Raw genomic sequence first — 19,815 nt, 5'->3', positions numbered from 1 at the left:
ACAAATGACAAATGACTAACTACTGCTAGCGATCGCTTCAACGGTAGATAAAGGCACATCTGCAAAATACTGTTGCTGAAATTGTTCTTCTCTGAGAGCGACTAAAAATTGGGCAATGGCTGCCTCTGCAAGGGTTGATTCAATGTTTGAGTGTTGAGTAAAAATTAAAGCACGGTCTTGGCGCGTGATTCTAAAACCTAAGTGTTTTAAACCTCTTAACCCTAACAGTAATGCGTGGTCACCTATACCAAGTTTGTCTAATAACTGAATGCGAGTGACTGGCTGATGTGTACGGCTGAGGTATTTGGCAAGCCCTACTAGAGTTAACCAAATTTGTTCTGGTGGTTTGTTCTTGGGTTTGCTCCAAGCAAGTGCTAGTGGTTGTTGATTGTAAAGGGAACGTTTCAACCAGGCTCGTAAATCGTCCCAACTGGTGGGACATTTTTCGATAAGGAGGGGAGGGGATGAGGGGGAGAGGGGGGGAGGGGGGGAAGGAGGGGTGTTACGCCAATCGAGTATAAGTGCCGATCGCTGGCTAAAAGCTGATTCCTGTAAAGAACGTACTGCTACAATTCTGATTTCGTAACGTTTTTTAAAGGTGTTGTAGTCGAGTTCGGCTATGCAGTCACACCTTCCTAGAGGTAGTTCATCCTTATAATGTCCCCACCACACTCCAGGAAAAGGGTTTTTTGTGGAATCATCTCGAATGTCAAACTCGGCTTTGATATACTGTACCTTTTTTCCTCGCGAATCTTGCTGATTGCGATGCCAAGCGTTCTCGAACCAACAGTTTTGAATCAATAGTTTTGGTACCGGATTTCCCATTCCACAGGGTTCTAGCAGTTTCAGTTCTAAAAATAATTCTTTTCCCAAATCTGCTACTGTCACCGCTATGTCGGCTTGTATAGTTGGTGTGAGGTTTGTACCTGCCAAAGATCGCCGTAACTGTTGGTTGATTGCTTCTGTAAATAAAAGAATATTCTCTACTGGAAGACTTAATCCGGCTGCATAAGGATGTCCTCCAAAGCGATATAAAAGATGTGCCTGCTCTTTGACGAGTTGGTACAAATCGATTGAATTAACCGAACGGGCAGATCCACGAGCGAGAAGAGGGGAGGGAGTGAGGGAGTGAGGGAGTGAGGGAGTGAGGGAATTTCCCTCCCTCTCTCCTTGACTTACCATCTCTGTACTCAAAAGAATAGTCGGTCGCCCTGTGTCCTGCGCGACTTGTCCGGCTACTAATCCCAAAACACCTACAGCCCATTGGGGGTCTTCCAGCACAATAACGCTAGTGGTTGATAAGTCCATTCTGGCTAGCTTTTGCTCTACTTGCTGGGTAACATCTTTTTGTAAAGATTTGCGACGGGCGTTAGCGAGTTCTGTCATCTCCGCAAGTTCGCTGACTCTTTTGTGGTCTCGACTTGTCAGTAATTCCACGCAAAAGCTGGCATCTCCTTGAATGCGACTCACGGCATTGATTCGCGGACCTAGCCCAAAGGAAATATCTGTGGGGCGATCGCCATTTTTTTGACACAATTCTAACAAGCGTCCCACTCCAGGACGGCGGCGCATTTCCGGTGTTTTCTTAAAATCTTCTTGCAGTCGCTGAATTCCCAATTGTGCTAAGTAGCGACAATCTCCACTCAACTGAACTAAATCCGCAATTAGCCCAACGGCTACTAAATCGAGTAAATCTTCCAGTGAAGACGTTTGTGGAACACTTGGCAAAGTTTGATAAAGAGCTTCCACCAACTTATAAGCTACAGCTACGCCAGAAAGATGAAACAGTGGGTGAGTGTTTGGTAAATATCGTGGGTTAATAATCGCTGTTACCGATGGACGTTCTGCTGGTAAAGTGTGGTGGTCGGTAACAATAATATCTATACCTAACTGTTTTGCATAAATAATTTCTTGGATATTGGTACTACCAGTGTCGCAAGTTACAATTAACTGAAACCTTTGCTTCGCTAGTTTATCAATTCCTTGACAGTTCAATCCGTGGGATTCAGTAAGACGATTGGGAATGTAGTAAATTAACCGTTCGTTTTGAGGAAAAAATTGTCCCAATCCATCCCATAAGACAGCAGTGGAGGTAATACCGTCAGCGTCAAAGTCACCCCAAATAGCAACTTGTTCTTTATCTTCCCATGCTTGCTGTAACCGTTGTACAGCCAAGTACATTTCTTGCTCAAACTCAAAAGGACTTGCCGATTGATAAGCTTGAGGACTGACAAAAGCAGCTAATTTTGCCTCATTTTGTATTCCTCTTTGCCATAACAACTGCGCTGCAAAGTGTCCTCCCAAAGCAGGCGCGTATTGTTTCACCGCCTGAATGAAGGATTCTGGCGGTTGTTCAGTTTGTGCAAGAATCCATTGCTGTTGTGGTGTTGGCATGGGGATGCGTGGATTTTGGATGCGTGGATTTTGGATTGAGTATTAGTTATTACCTCTGCTCCCTACTCCCTACTCCCTACTCCCTACTCCCTACTCTCCACTCCCGACTCCCTCAATCTCCGGTTCAGCTACCAAAGTATTAAGGGCGATTTCACTAGCGATTCCATCAGATTTGCGGGGACGCATGGCGGGACGAGAACGCTTATAACCTGCTCTTTCAGCTTTTTGATGCTCGTAGTCAATCAGTCTGCCATAGTACTCGTGCCTACTAAGATTCATAGATAGGAAAATATGTTGGCGGACATTACCAAAACCTTTGCGGGTGAAGAATTTCACGGCTGGAACATTGGCAGGATCTGTGTCCACTAGCATGAATCGCGCTCCATCCTCTATCATACGGGAAACAACTTTGTCAACTAGTTTGTCTCCCACGCCACAACGTTGAAATCTGGGGCTAACTCCCAACCATAAAATGTATCCGTATGTCCAACTTGCTTTGGTAATAATGGTTCCTAAAATAAATCCTGCAAGATGCCCATCAGCTTCGGCAACCAGGCAGTATTCTGGATCGGTGTTGTAAAGTCCTATCACCTCCCATTCATCCCAGCAACGATATAAGTAAGGATATAAATCGCTGGTAAATAACTCTTCGCCCAAGTGGTAAACAGGAGCAATATCGTCTATTCCTAATTCGCGGACATAAACCGCGTCACTATCATCAAAATGCATAAAATAATAAATTTAAAAGTTATCTGCAGTTTACAAGCTAACCTCTTGAATAGTCTCTAGATTTAGTAAGGTTGTAGCTGCTAGAGCAGGGGTTGCGATAAGCCGGGTACGGCTTGCGCTAAGAGCGAACGCAGATGTTTGCTCGGATATAGCTTGTGTTCTATTGCACCGTGTCGTGTACTGACAGTAGTTACAGGCTTTGCTACCGTCAGATTCTTGGGGAAATAATTCTCCTTGATAATAACGTCCTAACCAATATGTTAACCGATTTAGGAGTTGATTCAGCCTGTTGGCAGTTTGTTGGTGTTGAAAGGTACTGTAAACAAATTTAACACTTTGTAATTGATCTTCAAATTGGACAAACCAGTAAGTCATAGAAATATTTTCTGGCAAATAATTGCTAGTTTCAGCTAAAACGTACATATAGAGCCGTGTTTGCCAGTTTTGTTCTAATTTGCTTTTATTTGGTGGTTTTGGATAAGTTTTCCAGTCATGAATTTGTGCTTGCTCTTTATCTGCAATCAATAAATCGTAGATAACCGCCAGTAAATAATTTTGAACTTGGAGTGTCCGGTAATGTTCGCTTTCACGAAAGGTTTGGGTATGAGAGGAGGGTGTCAAAATTTCTGGTGCTGCATTAGCAAAAGCTGTCATCCAGCTTTGTAATTGAGCATCTTCTTTTAAGAAAGAATCAATAGGCAACCCCATTTCTCGCTGTTGCATGAGCAGGTGAAAGCGACTACCTAAAGTTTGCCGTTCCTCATGCTCTGGGTTAGAGGGAGAATGAAGTTGTTCTAAGTAAGTGTGTTGAAATTGGCGGGGACAACGTTCGAGTAAGTTGAGTTGTCCTTGTGAAAGTCGTAATAGTTGTTTTGAAGTTGACAGCATTCTTTTAGGATAGCTGCTTTCGGGAATTCTTGTAAGACCTGTATTAGTAGCCTCAACAACTGTAGTTGCGGCTATACGAACAAAGCTGGTTAACGAGAGTAGCACGATGTGGTTAACTCCTAATAAGGATTAGTAATTTCAGGGTGTGTCACAGTCAATACTGCTGTAGGTTCGCACACTACTTATATGTACTTGAAAACATATAAATCACCAAAAAGCTTATATAGCTTGAACTTCACGCTGTAAACGCTGTCTACAAAGTTAGAAAAACTTATATAGGACTCGATTAGGACTCAATGCCTGAGTCTGGTTGCGCTTATTGATACGTTAAAGACTTGTACTGGATATGTAATATATAACGAAGTATATAACCAGCTTATACTACGTTGATTACGTCAAATAGTGGAAATTGCCAAGTACGTATAAATGCGCGAACCCACACAAGCTGGTTTGTTAAAGGCCCTGTTAGCGTTTTTTATAATTCATCAAACAAACCTACTAACTTAAACAATATTGCTCAAGAATTTAATACAAAGGACTTAAGCTAATACAAAAACTTGCCAGCTTAATCATAGTATTAAAGATGAATCGGCACTCAATCGTTGTGCTTTATAGATGCCAAACTTTATAATGGTAATTCCCAATCCTCAAAGCGCAAGTCAGGAACACGGCTAAATTCACGGGTATTGTGGGTGACTAAAATTAGATTGTTCGCGATCGCAATTGCTGCAATCTGAAGGTCATTAGGACCAATTGGAGTTCCTAAACTTTCAAGTTGTGCCCGGATGCGTCCATAAACTGCTGCTGCCTTACCATCAAATGGCAAACTGATAAATTCGCGGAAAAACTCCTGATACAATACCAAATTACTCTCAAGACGAGTGCCTCTGTAAGCACCATAATAGAGTTCAGCTTTCACAACATCGCATAACACTACATCTTGGCGTGGTGCGCTTGTTAATTTGTCAACAATTATTGAATTCCGACGAGTAAGGTATAGTATGCAAGTATTGGTATCTAATAAATAAATCACAAAAGTTCCCAAAGCCTTTGTTCATATTCTCCTTGTTCGCCTCGTGTCAGTGGTTCCCCTTCCCACTTTCCAGCAGTCCTCTCAAAAAAGCCAGGACTCCAACCTAGCTCTGCTGGTGTTTTGCTAACTGTCTTCTTCTCGTTTTGATTGAAAGATTCAGCTTGAACAGCTTCCTCTAAAATATGCTTTAACTCAGCTTGCAGCGATCGCCCATGTCTCTGAGCAAGCACTTCCAATTTCTCAAGCAACGTAGGATCTAAATTGTGAATAACAACTTCAACCATGTCTCCCATCCTCAATTTAAGATAGGTTTATGACTTATTCTAGCTGAGCAAAGCCAACAAAATGAGAATTGGCGGGGACAACGTTCAAGTACATTAAGTGACTATAAACCGTGAATGTTTTCATTTTTATGTAAATTTTAATACTAACTTTTCCTGATAAAGGTGTAAAAAATGGATAAGATCTTGCTGATTGGAGTTACTGGAGGCACTGGCGCAAATGTCGTTAAGGGATTTCTCGAACAGGGAATGACTAACCTATGTGCTATGACCAGGAAAATTGACCTTGAGCGTCCTTCCTTAGTCAAGATGAATGATGCAGGAGTTGAGCTTGTGGAGGCTAGCTTAGACGATGAAGCTTCACTAGAAGTTGCCTTTGCAGGTATTTCGGCTATTTACTGCCACGCCACCTCTACAGATTCTGCTAAACCCGATCTACAAGAAGTGGATCGGGCAAAGAGAGTTGCACGAGTTGCAAAGAAAAATGACATCAGGCACTTTGTGTATAACTCTGCAGGTGGAGCAGACAGAAATTCTGGAATCAGCCATATTGAACAGAAGTACAAGGTGGAGCAGGTGTTGAAAGAGGCGGGTTTACCAACAACCATGTTGCGGGCTTGCTTATTCATGGAGGAATTTTGGAAGAAATACACCCGCCCGTCTATTCTCAAAGGCGTTTTCCCATTCTCTATTCAGCCAGATAAACCCATACATCTGATTACAACTAAGGACATGGGTCGCGTTGCAGCCTATGTTATTAAGAATCCCTCTAACTACATTAGTCAAGACATTGAGCTTGCTGGCGACGTACTAACTCCAAAGCAAATGACAGAAGCTTTCTCAAAAGCGCAAGGGATTCCAGTGATCTACAGAGAGACACCAGCTTGGATATTTTTGCTCCTCTTGCGAAAGGAACTGTTTGATTTGATTCAGTGGTATCGCACCAAGGGTTATCAAGCCGATGTTCAGCATTTACGGGAAGAGTTTCCTGGGCTTTTGACTACATTTAGTGAATTTCTGGCAGAAAGTAACTGGGCAAATAAAGAACTTACCTATGAGAGCCTATGATGAATTTTTCATGATTAAGCTCAATGACTGTTATCGCGACGATTCGTAAATCATCGCGATCGCAAGTAGGCAAAAGACGAAAACGGTTGCACGACCTATCCATTGCCATACACTTGCTGAGAACAAAAACTCAAGAATTGAAAAAACACTAAAAACGTGAGAAAGAATGTAGACTATTGCAAAGCCGAGGATAACCAGCAAAAAATACCTGAGTACCTTACAAGCCCACTTGAAAAGTAAACTATTCTCGTTTGTCAGATTAGTTTTCATAGCCTTGTCCTAAGTTGGAAGTTGAATTTATTGAGAGTGCTACGGAATTTCAACCTAGAGGGAACACGAAAAAGAGAGCCGTTTTATTTACAGGCTAGAGTTTGTGCTTTGATGCAATAAGGTTTGAACCTGGGTTGGAATTTTCCAAATTTAGCTTAATCGGGCAGAAGCCCCACGTCTTACCGCGAAGCGGAAGCGTGGGATGAATGACCGAGCAATCAGGTTGCGTCCTCCGACCTATGTTCATCTACGATGAACGCGGGAGTGAGGTGGAATTAGGCAAGAAAAATGGGGCAGCCTTCATAGGTCATACAATCCCTAATACAGATGGAAAAGTTGTTTTCAAGGCTGCCCCATTTTTTAAAGCTTGGTCTCCCGGACAGCAACCTGATTGCTTATCTCTGTGTTGGGGAGACGATCCACCCAGTCCTCAACTATTGAAGTGACTGTTTTCTCTTTACTTGCTGCATATAATCGCAACTTATTTAATCTTCGTTCTGACATCCGTACATTCAATCTAGTTGTTTTCATATTTGTTTACCCAATGTTGTCACAGATATGCTATCATAGATGGAACAGAGGAGGTGATAAAAAATGTTGCTTAACTATCAGTATCGTGCTTATCCGGATACCAATCAAAAACTAGAGTTCAACGAATGGTTGCGAATTTGTCAATACTGGTACAACAAGCAACTAGGAGATAGATTTGATTGGTGGGAGAATAACCGTAATCGCATTGATGCTTGTTCAATAATCAGTTGTCCATTGCCTCAACTACGAGATAAACCAGATTTATTTTCTCAAAAGAAGCAGCTTCCTATTTTTAAAGAGGACTTGTTTAAAGTAGGGCATTCTGGAGAATTGTTAGACTTTTCTCGCGTTCCCTCTCAAACATTGCAAGATGTATCTAAGCGAGTAGACAAAGCTTTTTCTCGTTTTATTCAAGGAGATAGTAACGGAAAACGTAGTGGAAAGCCACGTTTTAAGAATGCGGCACGCTATCGTACTATGAGGATTGAGGGACAAGCTATAACGATTGAACGAATTGAAAAAAACTGGTTATTCTTGTCAATTTCAAAGCTTGATGGTTGGGTTAAAGTGCGTTTACATCGACCTTTACCCAATGGTTCTGTATTGAGAAACGCTTTGTTAACTTTGAAAGCTGATGGCTGGTACATCACAATTTGTCTAGAAGACCCGAATGTACCTGTTTTCACACCAGATGAAATAGTCCCAACATGGGATAACACTTTGGGATTGGACGCAGTACTACATGAAGATGATTATTTGGCAACTTCAGAGAATACCAAGTTACCTTCTTTAAAGTCTTTCAGGAAGTCGGAAAAACGTCTGGCTAGAGTTTCTAATCGTAAATCTGCCAAGAAAAAAGGTAGCAAAGCACGTCGTAAACTTGCCAAGAGGGAAGCACGCGAACATCAACGTATTGCTAGAGCAAGAAAAGACCACGCATTTAAGACCGCTCATGCAGTAGTTCGGACAAATAAAAAAGTTTTTGCACACGAAGATTTAAACTTAAAGGCTTTGTCAAAAAGGAACAAAGCCAAACAGGATGAGGACGGCAAGTATTTACCAAATGGTCAGTCAGCCAAATCGGGATTAAACAAATCTTGGAATGACGCTGCATTTGGACAGTTTTTTAAAATCCTGGAATACATAGCTGGAAAAGCTGGAGCTAGGACAATAGCAGTAAAACCTGCATACACGTCTCAGTTACTCGCATATCGTGACGAGTTTATCTTCACTGATTGCGATATCCGCGAGTACTGGGATGAATTTGAATTGCTTTGGGTTGACCGCGACATTAATGCCGCTCTCAATTTAAAGCGTGTTGGGCTGGGACTGTTCCCAACAATAAAACGCCGTAGAGGGAATCCAGTAGTAGGTGACTCTACTACCAATAGTACCTCAAAGGAAGTTCTGGAAACGTTAAAAGCGTGCCAGAAGCCTACACCGACCAGCTTGCTGGCGGTGTAGGTAGTTCACGATTTGAGATTGAAAACTAAGGTTAGTAACTGGTACTAAGTTACAGCCTATCTCTCAAATAGAGAGAAAGTGTCTCTGGAGTATGAATTGTTACGATTGAACGCAACTTTGTCTGAAAACTTTGACATTTGGTAACTTTCCAGCAACTGCTGTTTCATCTCCATCCAAAATATGGACATCCAATATCATGCTAGTAACTAGCTTGAACTCACTAAGTTTCTTGTAGTTACTCTTTACTGACTAATTTAATTACCAACAAGGTCTTAATTCTCACTTTAAAGTAACTAAGTTACAAAGTCAAGCAACAAATATGCCATCTTTGCTTATACTTGCAAAATATGTATTCAATTCTCTAAAGAGCAATTATTTTGATATTTTTGAAGAGTGTGGGATTGAGAAGAGTTGATTTCTGATGAAAAAAATGTTTATCTAACTTTAGAGAGATGCAAATTTAACATTTTTCTGTTTTTTAACGAAGCATAGGCAGATATCAATTTGATGAATGCAGATTATGAATATACTTTCTGCTGAGTTTCTGGAAGCTTTGGCTGCTAAACGAGGATTGTCTAGCAGCGAACTAGAAGTTTTTTTTCTTTCCGTGGATGGAAAATCGCCAACCTTAATTGCCAAGGAACTGGGTATCAGCCCCGAAGCAGTCCGTAAAAGATTAAGTGAGGTGTATAAGAAATTTAATGTCGGTGGTGGTGGTCCTGGGAAGATAGTTAAGTTACAACAAGTTCTGCAATGTGAGTATCAAGCATCCACTGATACTGAGGAATCTATTGTCCACAAGCGCCAGGATTGGGGTGAAGCACCGAGTTTGTCTGTCTTTTACGGACGGACAGCAGAACTGTCTCTGCTCAAGCAGTGGGTTGTTAGGGATAATTGCCAACTTCTAGCACTATTGGGAATGGGTGGAATTGGCAAAACGGCTTTGTCTGTAAAATTAGTAGATGAAGTGAAAGATAATTTTGAGTCCTTCATTTGGCGATCGCTACGCAACGCACCCCCAGTCAAAGAACTTTTAGCCAACCTGATCCGATTTTTATCAGATGAGCAAGAAACTGATTTACCAGACACCGTAGATGGAAGACTCTCGCTGCTGATTCATTATTTACGAAAGCACCAAAGCCTTTTAGTACTGGATAATGCTGAGACAGTTTTGCAAGGGGGCGATCGCGCGGGCGACTATAGAGAAGGATATGAGGGTTACGGTGAACTGCTAAAAAGGGTAGGGGAAGAACCTCATCAAAGTTGCTTGATATTAACCAGTCGAGAAAAACCGAAAGAATTCGCACCTCTTGAAGGAGAGACATCACCAGTCAGAACGCTCTCATTATCTGGCTTGGGACAAACAGAAGGGCAAAAAATTCTGAAAGATAAAGGTTTATTTGGCTCCCAACCAGAATGGACACAACTGGTTGAAAAATATTCTGGCAATCCATTGGCATTAAAGTTAGTTGCTGAGCCAATTCGCGAGTTATTTGGCGGTGACATCGCCGTTTTTATTCAGCAAGGAGAGATAATTTTTGGTGATACGCGTAATTTATTAGATCAGCAGTTCGAGCGCTTGTCAGAGCAAGAAAAAGAAATCATGTACTGGCTGGCAATTAAGCGGGAAACAATTTCTTTAGAAGAGTTATTAGATGATATTATACGTCTCGTCTCAAAAAGAGAATTACTAGAAGCGCTAGAATCGTTACGGCGACGTTCTTTAATTGAAAAAAGTCTTGCATTGTTTACGCTTCAACCAGTCGTGCTGGAATACATGACTGACAAATTAGTTGAACAGGTTTGTCAAGAAATCAAAACTGGTGAAATCGCTTTATTTATGAGCCATGCTCTCATTGAAGCGACTACAAAAGATTATACTAGAAACACTCAAACTCAACTTATACTTCAACCAATTATAGATAGGGTGTTAACTCTTTTTAGAACGCCTAAAAATCTTGAAGAAAAGCTAACTCAAATTTTAGCGAAACTGCAAGATCGCTCGCCACCAGAAGCAGGATATGCAGGTGGAAATGTTCTCAATATGCTTTGTCAGTTACAGACTAATTTAAGCGGCTATAACTTTTCCAATCTCACTGTTTGGCAAGCCTATTTACAAGGAGTCAATTTACATAATGTAAATTTTGCCAATACCGATTTATCAAAGTCTGTTTTTTTTGAAAAATTAGTGAGTATCTCATCAGTTGCATTTAGCCCAAACGGAAAATTTTTGGCTACAGGTGATGCTGATGGGAAAACTCATTTATGGCAAGTGGAAGGGGGAAAGCTACTTTTTACCTGTGCAGAACATAGCGGTTGGATCAGGTCAGTAACCTTCAGTCCCGATGGTGAGACTTTGGCAAGTGGGAGTGAAGACCAAACAATAAAGTTATGGGATGTTCGCACGGGTGAAAGCTTTAAAACCTTGCAAGGGCATACCAGCCGAATCTGGTCAGTTGCCTTTAGCCCTGATGGTTCTCAAATCGCAAGCGGGAGTGAGGACCAAACAATAAAGTTATGGGATGTCCGCACGGGTGAATGTCTCAAAACCCTACAGGAGAAAGGTAGCCGAGTCTGGTCAGTTGCTTTCAGTCCCATGGGCAATATTCTAGCCAGTGGTAGTGAAAACCAAACAGTGAAATTATGGGATGTCCGCACGGGTGAATGCCTTAAAACCTTACAAGGACACACCGGTCATGTTAGGTCAGTTGCCTTTGGTTCTTCCCTGCAGGAGTTTGGTGACATTCTAGCGAGTGGTAGTGACGACCAAACAGTGAAATTATGGAACGTTCGCACGGGTGAATGCCTTAAAACCCTACAAGGACATAGCAAGCGCGTTAGGTCTGTTACTTTTAGTCCTGTTTTGGAAGCATCCCCGCAGGGGTTTGGTTGCCAGATAGCAAGTAGCAGTGACGACCAAACCGTGAAGATATGGAATTTCCAGACGGGTGAGTGCCTTAAAACTTTGCAGGTAAGTACCAGCTGGGTAAAGTCGGTTGCCTTTAGTCCTGTTCGCGTTCGCGAAGCGTCTCGCAGAGAAGCGTCTCGTTCGCGAAGCGTCTCCGATAGGACAAGAGAAGACTCCTCCCAGGAGTTGAGTTACATCTTAGCAAGTGGCAGTGATGACCAAACGGTAAAGTTGTGGGATGTTCGCACCGGTCAATGCCTCAAAACTTTGCAGGGAAGTAGCAGTTGGGTGAGGTCAGTTGCTTTCAGTTCTGATGGTTGCCAAATAGCAAGTAGCAGTGAAGACAAAACAGTGAAATTATGGGATGTCCAAACGGGTCAATGCTTGAAAACCTTCCAAGGGCATACCAGTTGGGTAAGGTCAGTTACTTTCAGTCCTGATAGTCGTCAGATAGCAAGTAGTAGTGACGACAAAACAGTTAAATTTTGGGATACTAGCACGGGTCAATGTCTTAAAACCTTCCAAGGGCATACCGATCGCGTATGGTCAGTTACTTTCAGTTCCAATGGTTGTACTTTAGCTACCAGTAGTGAAGACCAAACCGTAAAGTTATGGGATACTAGCACGGGTCAATGCCTGAAAACCTTCCAAGGACATACCAGTCGCATATGGTCAGTTGCTTTTAGCCCTAATGGTTGCCAGATTGCTAGTAGCAGTGAAGACCAAACAGTGAAATTATGGGATGTTCGCACGGGTGAGTGTCTGAGAACTTTACAAGGGCATACCAATCGGCTTTGGTCAGTTGCTTTTAGTCCTGATGGTCGCCAGATTGCTAGTAGCAGTGAAGACCAAACAGTGAAATTATGGGATGTTCGCACGGGTGAGTGTCTAAGAACTTTACAAGGGCATACCAATCGGATAAGGTCAGTTGCTTTTAGCCCTGTTCGCGATCGCGAAGCGTCTCCGCAGGGGTTTGGTCATATTTTAGCGAGTGGTAGTGATGACTTAATGGTGAAGTTATGGGATGTCCAAACGGGTGAATGCCTTAAAACTTTGCAGGGACATACTAATCGGGTAAGATCGGTTGCGTTTAGTCCTGATGGTCTGACTTTAGTGAGTGGCGGTCAAGATGAGACTATTAAGCTTTGGGATGTATTAACGGGTGAATGTATTAAAACTTTGCGAACATTGAGACCTTACGAGAGGATGAATATTACTGGGGTTATAGGTTTAACTATGGCTCAAAAAGCAACTTTAAAAGCTTTGGGGGCGGTGGAAGAAAGGGAATAGTCTCAAAATTGCAATCCTCCTTGTAATCGAGCGTCAAATCCCTTTTCTCCCATCCCAATTTGAGCTTCTAAATATCTATTGTTATTGCTAAAATTTTGTTTTACGATAATGCCGTAGTTAAGGTTAGAAGCTCGACTGTCAAGACCAAGGTTAATTTGACTAAAATTTTTGAGATAGGCTCCAATAGATATGTCTTGATTGACTTTTTGCAAGGCATGTAAATCAAAAAAAAGTTCTTTGCCTAGTTCTAGTGTTGTCTTACATTCTAAGCCAGTTTTTAGACTAAATTGTGTGGTGATAAATTTTGTCCACTCACTGCGATCGATAAGTCAGAGTATATTTACGAACTGCCTTCCTGGGAATTAATACCATCAGCCACTTTTGTTATTCGTCGGATACGCCGTTTATGAAACCTCCTGTAACTTACGCTGAATGGAACGCTTATCTAGATCGATTGATTATGGCACACTTCAAACTAGTGACTTGCCAATTCTCAATTCAGGTAAAATTTAATGAGTTTGATGGAAGGTGGTACAGTCAAGATGGGCAAGTAGTGTAGAAAGATTAGCTGTACTTATTTGAGACAATGCGATTATAAAGATATTCCCAAAGCGAATAAGAGGGTTTGTGCAAAGTAAGGTACTACTAATTAGTGGACAGGATAACCTCATAGTCCAAGCTGACCTGTTACAACTAACGCAAAAACATGCCTCCGATTATGCTTTGCAGTGGAAAGACCTGCTAAGGCAATACTTACAAGAAGATAAATGGTGGGACTGGGAGTTTAAACTTCAGTCAATAATCAGTAAGCAAGGCAACCGCGAAGGTTATGCAATCGAGTATGAAGGCGAAACCCAAGGGTTAATGATGATAGAAGTAGAAATGCATGGTTCACAAATAATGAGAGGAAAACGCCTGGTGTATGTTGATGGGATAGCTAGCGCGCCGTGGAACCGTCTAGAAATTCAGAACCCACCAAAACTTAGAGGCGTTGGTTCTACACTTTTAATGTTTGCGAGAAGTCGTAGTTTAGAGCTAGGTTATGAGGGCAGAGTCGGCTTACACTCTTTACCAAGAGCAGAAAAATTTTACGATAATCAAGGAATGCTTGATTTAGGTAAAGATAACGATTACGAGGACTTAATTTACTTTGAGTATGAGGTATGGCGTTCTCGTCGGTAAAATAAACGAAGGTAAAATCATGAGTCACCAGGAAGATAACAATCAAGAACTGTTCTCAAGTCCAATGGATTTATTACTCAATGAAGATTGGTTAAGAAAATCTGTCGAGTTTGAGGATGAAGTCGGTGGTAATATCAGTGTCGGCTTAGATTGGGGTAGCGCTTTGGGCGAACTTATGTTCAATCCCGAACTTTTTGGTCGGTTAATAACCTTACGTATTTCCCTCAACCGCGAAGTGCGGTTGCTACTCAGTGATTGGAATTTAGGAACTATTACTTCCTCTGCTACAAAAACCGCACGAGCACTTTTACTTCAAAAATTAAAACAACCCACACCTGATATGCGCGAAAAACTAACAACTGTTTTACAAAGGGACGAACTTTTCGGCGAGGAGTTTATCTCTAACTGCGAAGTACTGCGCGAATTGATTACACAAATGCTTACCATTGAAGACTGGGAAACGATTGCAACAGTCGCAGCAGACTCATTGAAAGAGCAAATTATGCACCATGCCCCAGTAGAAAAAATATCAGCCTAGTTTTGTAGAACGATGCCTTAATAATTCAGCTATTCCGTTTTGGTGACACAACTAGCATCCTTTTCACTAGGTGCAGAGGACACAGAGATAAAAGTTAGATAATTTTAGAACATATAGAGAGTAAAATGACGTCAAAAGGAGAATTTTTCCGAAGTTTTGAATGTGCAAGAGGTTTAATGTCAAAATTGCAATCCTCCTTGTAATCGAGCGTCAAATCCCTTTTCTCCCATACCAATTTGAGCTTCTAAATATCTATTGTTATTGCTAAAATTTTGTTTTACGATAATGCCGTAGTTAAGGTTGGAAGCTCGACTGTCAAGACCAAGGTTAATTTGACTAAAATTTTTGAGATAGGCTCCAATAGATATGTCTTGATTGACTTTTTGCAAGGCATGTAAATCAAAAAAAAGTTCTTTGCCTAGTTCTAGTGTTGTCTTACATTCTAAGCCAGTTTTTAGACTAAATTGTGTGGTGATAAATTTTGTCCACTCACTGCGATCGCTACTTTCAGTGAAAGCGATACCTGGAGTCAGTGAGAATCCAAAGTTCTGATTTTGATAGGAGTAGGAATAACTGAGGGTAGCGGAAAAGGGATTATTTCTATTACTTGCACTATTCCAATTTGCATTTAAGAATGAAGCGTTAGTTATAATTGATTTTGGTTGATTTTTAGCATCTCTTTGCACATCTATCTTCTGAAAGCTCAGCAAAATATTGCTATATATTCCTAAAGCAACTTCTTGCAAACCCATGTTGTTGTGAAATACGCCAGGCGCAGTGTTAGAATTAGTATTAAACCAAAAACCTGCTGTCGTACTGTAGTTAAAATGACCGGAAGAACCAGCATACACAACTTCCACTGCTGGTAAATATAAATAGCCGTTAAAACTTCGGAACTGAATATTTTGACGATCTGTTTTGGTTAGTTCAATGCGATCGAAGGCTAAATCTGATGATTTAATCCCAATGGGTACTGTCTCAGTATCTGCTAAATTAAATTGTTGGACAAAACTTTTCCCGTTTGAATGTTGTAAGATAATCTCAGCAGATGCAGATTCGTTTATAGGAGTAACAGTAGTTTTCACAGAAGAAATTTGTGTGCCGATCAAGGTAAGCATACCGAAATCTTCATTGGAAAGTCTCAGTTTAGAAAAAGAAGTATTTCCTTCTATAACTGGGCTACTCTCCTTGTTGAAAAACTGCAATCCCCGTCTGTACAACCCTGTTCTCACTTGAAGAATGTTGGAATTGACTGGTGTAATTTTGCTCTTAAAAGTCATGGTTCCAGAAACCTGCTTTAAACCACTGACCAAATTAGCATAAGATAATGTGCGATCGAGTCTATAATTGATTTGCCTTCTTTGAAGAGCCGTTGCTTTCGTTGTCAAGCTGGCAAACTTCTCTCTATTCTTAAAGTGGACTTTAGCATCTTCGAGATGATTCTTGAGGTTATTAATATCAATATTTTCAAAAATTAAACCAAGTGCCATTCCGATAGTAGAATTGACGCTTTGAGTCTCATTAATCTTGCCATTTTCTAAATTGAGGGTGAGTGATATACCAGGATTAGCGAAAACATTAGTATAAGAAGCACTAACATTCACAGGGTTGTACTCAATCATGGTATTGTTGCGAACACGGCTAAAATACACCCTGTACCAATCGTTCTCAGCTTGACGTTGTGTACTAACGTTAAACTTGGGTTTTCTTTGACCATAAGACACCCAATATAACGAATTGAGATAGTGTAAATCTCTTTCGATATCTGTTTGAAAGGGATTGACTAAAGTGTTTAATAAATCTGTATTATCAAACTTTCCTAGCTGTGCAACTTTAATACCTGGCAAAGAAGTTATTGAGGAAGTAAACTGAGATGGTTTTCCTGTAATAGGATCTCCCCAGAAAATTCCAGTAGCTTCTAAAACCCGTTTGGGAATAATCTCTCGTTCTGCCAATCTCACGTTACCATCATCGAGCAGAGGTTTTAAATCAACAGTAGGAAAGCCTTGCAAAATTCTGGGAGAATTAGAAACATTTAAGGTTTGGAATAAAGAACCACCGCCATTTAAACTGTAAGTCGAACCACTACCAAGATTGGGAACAGTATTTTTCAAAATTGTTACAGTGGAAGTTCTCGAATCAATTCCACTGTGAATCAGAACTTTATCAGCTGGAATTCCTGGTGGATTTGTGATTTGCCCTCCAATGGTGATGATGGAAAAGTTTTGATTTTCAACGTCTCCGGTTAAGTTATCAAAATTATTGGGAATGAGCGAAACTGCTTGAAAACCTCCAAAAGCTTGCTCTAGTGTGATGCTTTGGGTTATTTCGGTGTCAGTTGATTTACCTTGATAAAGAATTCCTCCTTGCCATCCTTGAGTCTCGAACACAACTCTATTACCAGGAAGTACCCAGTAGAATTGGTCTTCTTTAGGAAAAAGAGCAAATGTAAATTTATGAATAATGGGATTTTCTTTAGCAAATTTTATATCAAAATCAAAATAGCTATTATCTGTATTAGGTTTGAAGGATTGAGGATAAAAGGTTAAATTATCAGTTGGATTAACCAGCCAAGGATATTTACTAGCACTGACTGTTAAAGCGTCTAGAAGAGTTTTTTGTTGATTTTGATTGTTTTCCTTTTGTTCTTTAGGATTGGGTTCTAACTGAGTAAGGGGAGAAGATTGAGTTTTATCAATGGTTTCTAGATGACTTGGAGATATATGTGCTTGGGCAGTTCTAAAGCCATTTATGGTATTTTTGTCAATAGCTTGTACTAATTTGATTGTGTAAAAATTATAAGCTATTATAGAAATAAAAAATATACTGAGATTTTTGATTGGGATGAAATTTTTCATTGAATTAAACGCAAGAAAAAGAATTTGAGTAGTTTTATACAAAATATATCTACTCAAATCTTGTAGAAATCAGACTATGGAAATCCTCAATCATTCTGGAAAAATTTTAAGAGATGTAGGTTGGGTTGAGCACGAGCGTTACCCAACAAATATATGTTTGTGTTGGGTTTCGTTTCTCAACACAACTTAAGAATGTTGGGTTTCGTTCCTCAACACAACTTAAGAATGTTGGGTTTCGTTCCTCAACACAACTTAAGAATGTTGGGTTTCGTTCCTCAACCCAACTTAAGAATGTTGGGTTTCGTTCCTCAACCCAACCTACGCAACTTTCTTCTTATTCAAGACCGCTTAAACCATTAACCCCAGCGCCTGATTTAATAATTGCTGATTGAGCAGCAACATCATTGGCTGTTGTCGCGGCTTTTAAAGCTGCGGCTGCTTCTTGGAGAAAGGGATTAGCACTGACTGAATTAGTGACTGCGGTAACTGCACCAGGATCGACAAGTAAATTACTAATACTTTCGTCATTTCCGCCTGGAGTTTTTCCTGCTGTCACTGTTGGTTTCACATTCAAAGGTCCTTGAAAATAAAACCCTGCTGGTAAACTAATTTCTCCACTGATACTTTGTGAACCACCAGAAGGTCTAACTAACACAAAGCTTCCACTAGCATTAGCAGTCTGAGCAGCTACAGGGTCTGCTAAAAGTGTTGTTATTCCTAGTAAACCGAGGAAAGCAAAACTAGCCTTGAGTGTAAATGATGTTGATTTCACAATTAAGTTCATTCTGTGCTTCTTCCTGATACTGATGGTGTGCTTAACTCAAAAATAGAACTGGTTTTAACGTACTTTTGGTCGTTCTTATCTTCAAAGGAGAAGATAAAATCACTTGCGGTTTATTTGTTCTTTTATTTTTTTATTTCTTTTGCCATCTTTTGTAAATTCGTAGTTCTACAGAGTCAGTTTTTGAATTTTTCTTAAAACAAGAAAGGTACAAGTATTTCTATCAAAAGCTAATGATTGAAAAAATCTTGCCTTTACTTGTGAAATTCCTGTTGTCATAGTAAAAAAGAGGTAATATCAGTAAGTATGAGTACTTAGATCCCCGACTTCTTTAAGAAGTCGGGGATCTGGCAGATCGTTAGCCTTATTCTGACAGCAGACCCTCCGGAGATATACGGAGCGATCGCGCACATCCCAAATCCGAAAACCTTGTAAACCTCGACCCATGCACCAAGCCAAAGTCTTTATCACTCGCCGTCTTCCCACCGATTTAGCTCGACTGCGACAAGTTGCGACTATCGAAGTTTGGGAAGAACGCCAACCACCTCCTGATGAAGTTTTACTGGAAAAGGTGAAGACAGTAGATGGCTTGCTTTGCTTGCTGACTGACAGGATTGACAAACAACTGATAGAAGCCGGAACTTGTCTTAAGGTAATTAGCCAAATGGCAGTTGGGTACGATAATATTGACATCCCAACTGCCACTGCAAAAAAAATTCCAATCGGTCACACTCCAGGTGTACTGACAGATGCAACTGCTGATTTTACGTGGGTATTACTGATGGCTGCTGCACGGCGAGTGGTGGAAGCAGATAGGTTTACTCGTGCTGGTTTGTGGCGAACGTGGGAACCAGACTTGTTGCTAGGACCAAATATTACAGGTGCTACCTTGGGTATTGTTGGCTTAGGGCGTATCGGTCAAGCAGTTGCGCGTCGTGCCAAGGGGTTTGAGATGCGGGTCTTGTATACTAGCAAACACCGATGTCAGGCGGAACTAGAGCAATCTTTGGGTGTGGAGTTTGTGAGTTTTGAAAGTTTGCTGCAAGAATCAGACTTTGTGACGATTCATACTCCGTTATCTGACGATACTTACCATCTCTTTAGTTATCACCAGTTTGAACTGATGAAGCAGTCTGCTATTCTCATTAACACAGCACGAGGAGGAGTTGTAAACCAAGATGCTCTGTACCAAGCACTTTTACAAGGTCAAATTGCAGGTGCTGCTATAGATGTTACCGAGCCAGAACCAATTCCCATCGATCACCCGTTACTCACCCTCGATAATCTGATTATTGCTCCTCACATTGGGAGTGCCAGTCGGCAAACACGGGAAAAAATGGCAAATATGGCGATCGCAAACCTAATTGCTGGGTTGAAAGGCGATCGCTTACCTGATTGTGTCAATCCTGAAGTTTATGGGTGAAGTCTGCTCAGATGCGATCGCCTTATCTACCTCTTGACTATCCTCAAACACGGGAAAAAATGAATCCCTTGCCCGTATAAGAGAGCAAGGGAGGAATCTACAGGTAGCAAAGATGAACCAATCTACTAAGCTAATAATTCTTTAACTTGCACAGCCTCAGTTAGCCTAACTCTTGTG

General features: G+C 41.0%; 18 protein-coding genes. 9 read left to right on the top strand and 9 right to left on the bottom strand.

What is annotated here, in order from left to right; all coding sequences use genetic code 11:
- Positions 1-15: 15 nt before the first annotated feature.
- The 5 genes from WA1_RS37940 to WA1_RS60680 all read right to left on the bottom strand — a co-directional run bounded on the left by WA1_RS37940 (position 16) and on the right by WA1_RS60680 (position 5,328).
- On the bottom strand, positions 16-2,394 hold the full coding sequence (locus tag WA1_RS37940) for a single-stranded-DNA-specific exonuclease RecJ (protein ID WP_017747993.1): 2,379 nt from the start codon (positions 2,392-2,394) through the stop codon (positions 16-18).
- A 90-nt stretch (positions 2,395-2,484) separates the two neighbouring features.
- Positions 2,485-3,123, bottom strand: a complete 639-nt coding sequence (locus WA1_RS37935) for a GNAT family N-acetyltransferase (RefSeq protein WP_017747992.1) — start codon at positions 3,121-3,123, stop codon at positions 2,485-2,487.
- Positions 3,124-3,153: 30 nt separating this feature from the next.
- The gene (locus WA1_RS37930; protein WP_026135165.1) at positions 3,154-4,011 is read right to left on the bottom strand and encodes a PD-(D/E)XK nuclease family protein; all 858 of its coding nucleotides are present in this window, start codon (positions 4,009-4,011) and stop codon (positions 3,154-3,156) included.
- Between the two features lie 625 nt (positions 4,012-4,636).
- Positions 4,637-5,044 carry a type II toxin-antitoxin system tRNA(fMet)-specific endonuclease VapC gene (vapC, locus tag WA1_RS37925; RefSeq protein ID WP_017747990.1) on the bottom strand — a complete coding sequence of 136 codons (408 nt, stop codon included), beginning with the start codon at positions 5,042-5,044 and terminating at the stop codon, positions 4,637-4,639.
- Complete coding sequence (locus tag WA1_RS60680) at positions 5,041-5,328, bottom strand: FitA-like ribbon-helix-helix domain-containing protein (protein WP_033336524.1); 288 nt, start codon at positions 5,326-5,328, stop codon at positions 5,041-5,043. Before WA1_RS60680 ends, vapC begins: the two co-directional genes overlap by 4 nt.
- Positions 5,329-5,499: 171 nt before the next feature.
- Between WA1_RS60680 and WA1_RS37915 the strand changes: the two genes are divergently transcribed.
- The 5 genes from WA1_RS37915 (at position 5,500) to WA1_RS37900 (ending at position 12,856) form a co-directional block, all read left to right on the top strand.
- On the top strand, positions 5,500-6,393 hold the full coding sequence (locus WA1_RS37915; RefSeq protein ID WP_017747988.1) for an NmrA/HSCARG family protein: 894 nt from the start codon (positions 5,500-5,502) through the stop codon (positions 6,391-6,393).
- Between the two features lie 23 nt (positions 6,394-6,416).
- Positions 6,417-6,545, top strand: a complete 129-nt coding sequence (locus tag WA1_RS60675; protein WP_272819318.1) for a hypothetical protein — start codon at positions 6,417-6,419, stop codon at positions 6,543-6,545.
- Between the two features lie 324 nt (positions 6,546-6,869).
- The gene (locus tag WA1_RS57595; protein WP_158516746.1) at positions 6,870-7,109 is read left to right on the top strand and encodes a hypothetical protein; all 240 of its coding nucleotides are present in this window, start codon (positions 6,870-6,872) and stop codon (positions 7,107-7,109) included.
- Positions 7,110-7,257: 148 nt separating this feature from the next.
- Entirely contained in the window at positions 7,258-8,658 is a 1,401-nt protein-coding gene (locus WA1_RS37905; protein ID WP_017747986.1) for an RNA-guided endonuclease InsQ/TnpB family protein, read from the top strand.
- Positions 8,659-9,178: 520 nt separating this feature from the next.
- Complete coding sequence (locus WA1_RS37900; protein WP_017747984.1) at positions 9,179-12,856, top strand: WD40 domain-containing protein; 3,678 nt, start codon at positions 9,179-9,181, stop codon at positions 12,854-12,856.
- A gap of 2 nt (positions 12,857-12,858) precedes the next feature.
- Here the strand turns inward: WA1_RS37900 and WA1_RS37895 are convergent, their stop codons facing one another.
- Positions 12,859-13,068, bottom strand: a complete 210-nt coding sequence (locus WA1_RS37895; RefSeq protein WP_017747983.1) for a hypothetical protein — start codon at positions 13,066-13,068, stop codon at positions 12,859-12,861.
- A 194-nt stretch (positions 13,069-13,262) separates the two neighbouring features.
- Between WA1_RS37895 and WA1_RS57590 the strand changes: the two genes are divergently transcribed.
- From WA1_RS57590 to WA1_RS37885, 3 genes are all read left to right on the top strand, one after another.
- Positions 13,263-13,415, top strand: a complete 153-nt coding sequence (locus WA1_RS57590) for a hypothetical protein (protein WP_158516745.1) — start codon at positions 13,263-13,265, stop codon at positions 13,413-13,415.
- Positions 13,416-13,483: 68 nt separating this feature from the next.
- Complete coding sequence (locus WA1_RS37890) at positions 13,484-14,038, top strand: hypothetical protein (protein WP_017747982.1); 555 nt, start codon at positions 13,484-13,486, stop codon at positions 14,036-14,038.
- A 19-nt stretch (positions 14,039-14,057) separates the two neighbouring features.
- Positions 14,058-14,576, top strand: coding sequence for a hypothetical protein (locus tag WA1_RS37885; RefSeq protein ID WP_017747981.1), 519 nt, complete (start codon positions 14,058-14,060; stop codon positions 14,574-14,576).
- Positions 14,577-14,755: 179 nt separating this feature from the next.
- Here the strand turns inward: WA1_RS37885 and WA1_RS37880 are convergent, their stop codons facing one another.
- From WA1_RS37880 to WA1_RS58920, 3 genes are all read right to left on the bottom strand, one after another.
- Complete coding sequence (locus WA1_RS37880; protein ID WP_017747980.1) at positions 14,756-17,434, bottom strand: hypothetical protein; 2,679 nt, start codon at positions 17,432-17,434, stop codon at positions 14,756-14,758.
- A gap of 334 nt (positions 17,435-17,768) precedes the next feature.
- Entirely contained in the window at positions 17,769-18,218 is a 450-nt protein-coding gene (locus WA1_RS37875; RefSeq protein ID WP_017747979.1) for a hypothetical protein, read from the bottom strand.
- A 294-nt stretch (positions 18,219-18,512) separates the two neighbouring features.
- A complete protein-coding gene (locus WA1_RS58920; protein WP_201789147.1) occupies positions 18,513-18,662 on the bottom strand; it encodes a hypothetical protein in 150 nt (49 codons plus the stop codon).
- Here WA1_RS58920 and WA1_RS37870 point away from each other — a divergent pair.
- Positions 18,661-19,638, top strand: a complete 978-nt coding sequence (locus WA1_RS37870; protein WP_017747978.1) for a 2-hydroxyacid dehydrogenase — start codon at positions 18,661-18,663, stop codon at positions 19,636-19,638. The two genes, WA1_RS58920 and WA1_RS37870, sit on opposite strands and share 2 nt — an antisense overlap.
- The last annotated feature ends 177 nt before the right edge of the window (positions 19,639-19,815 follow it).

Source organism: Scytonema hofmannii PCC 7110 (assembly GCF_000346485.2).
In the GTDB taxonomy this organism is placed as follows: Bacteria; Cyanobacteriota; Cyanobacteriia; order Cyanobacteriales; family Nostocaceae; genus Scytonema; species Scytonema hofmannii.
This window is presented reverse-complemented; position numbering and strand designations above follow the sequence as displayed.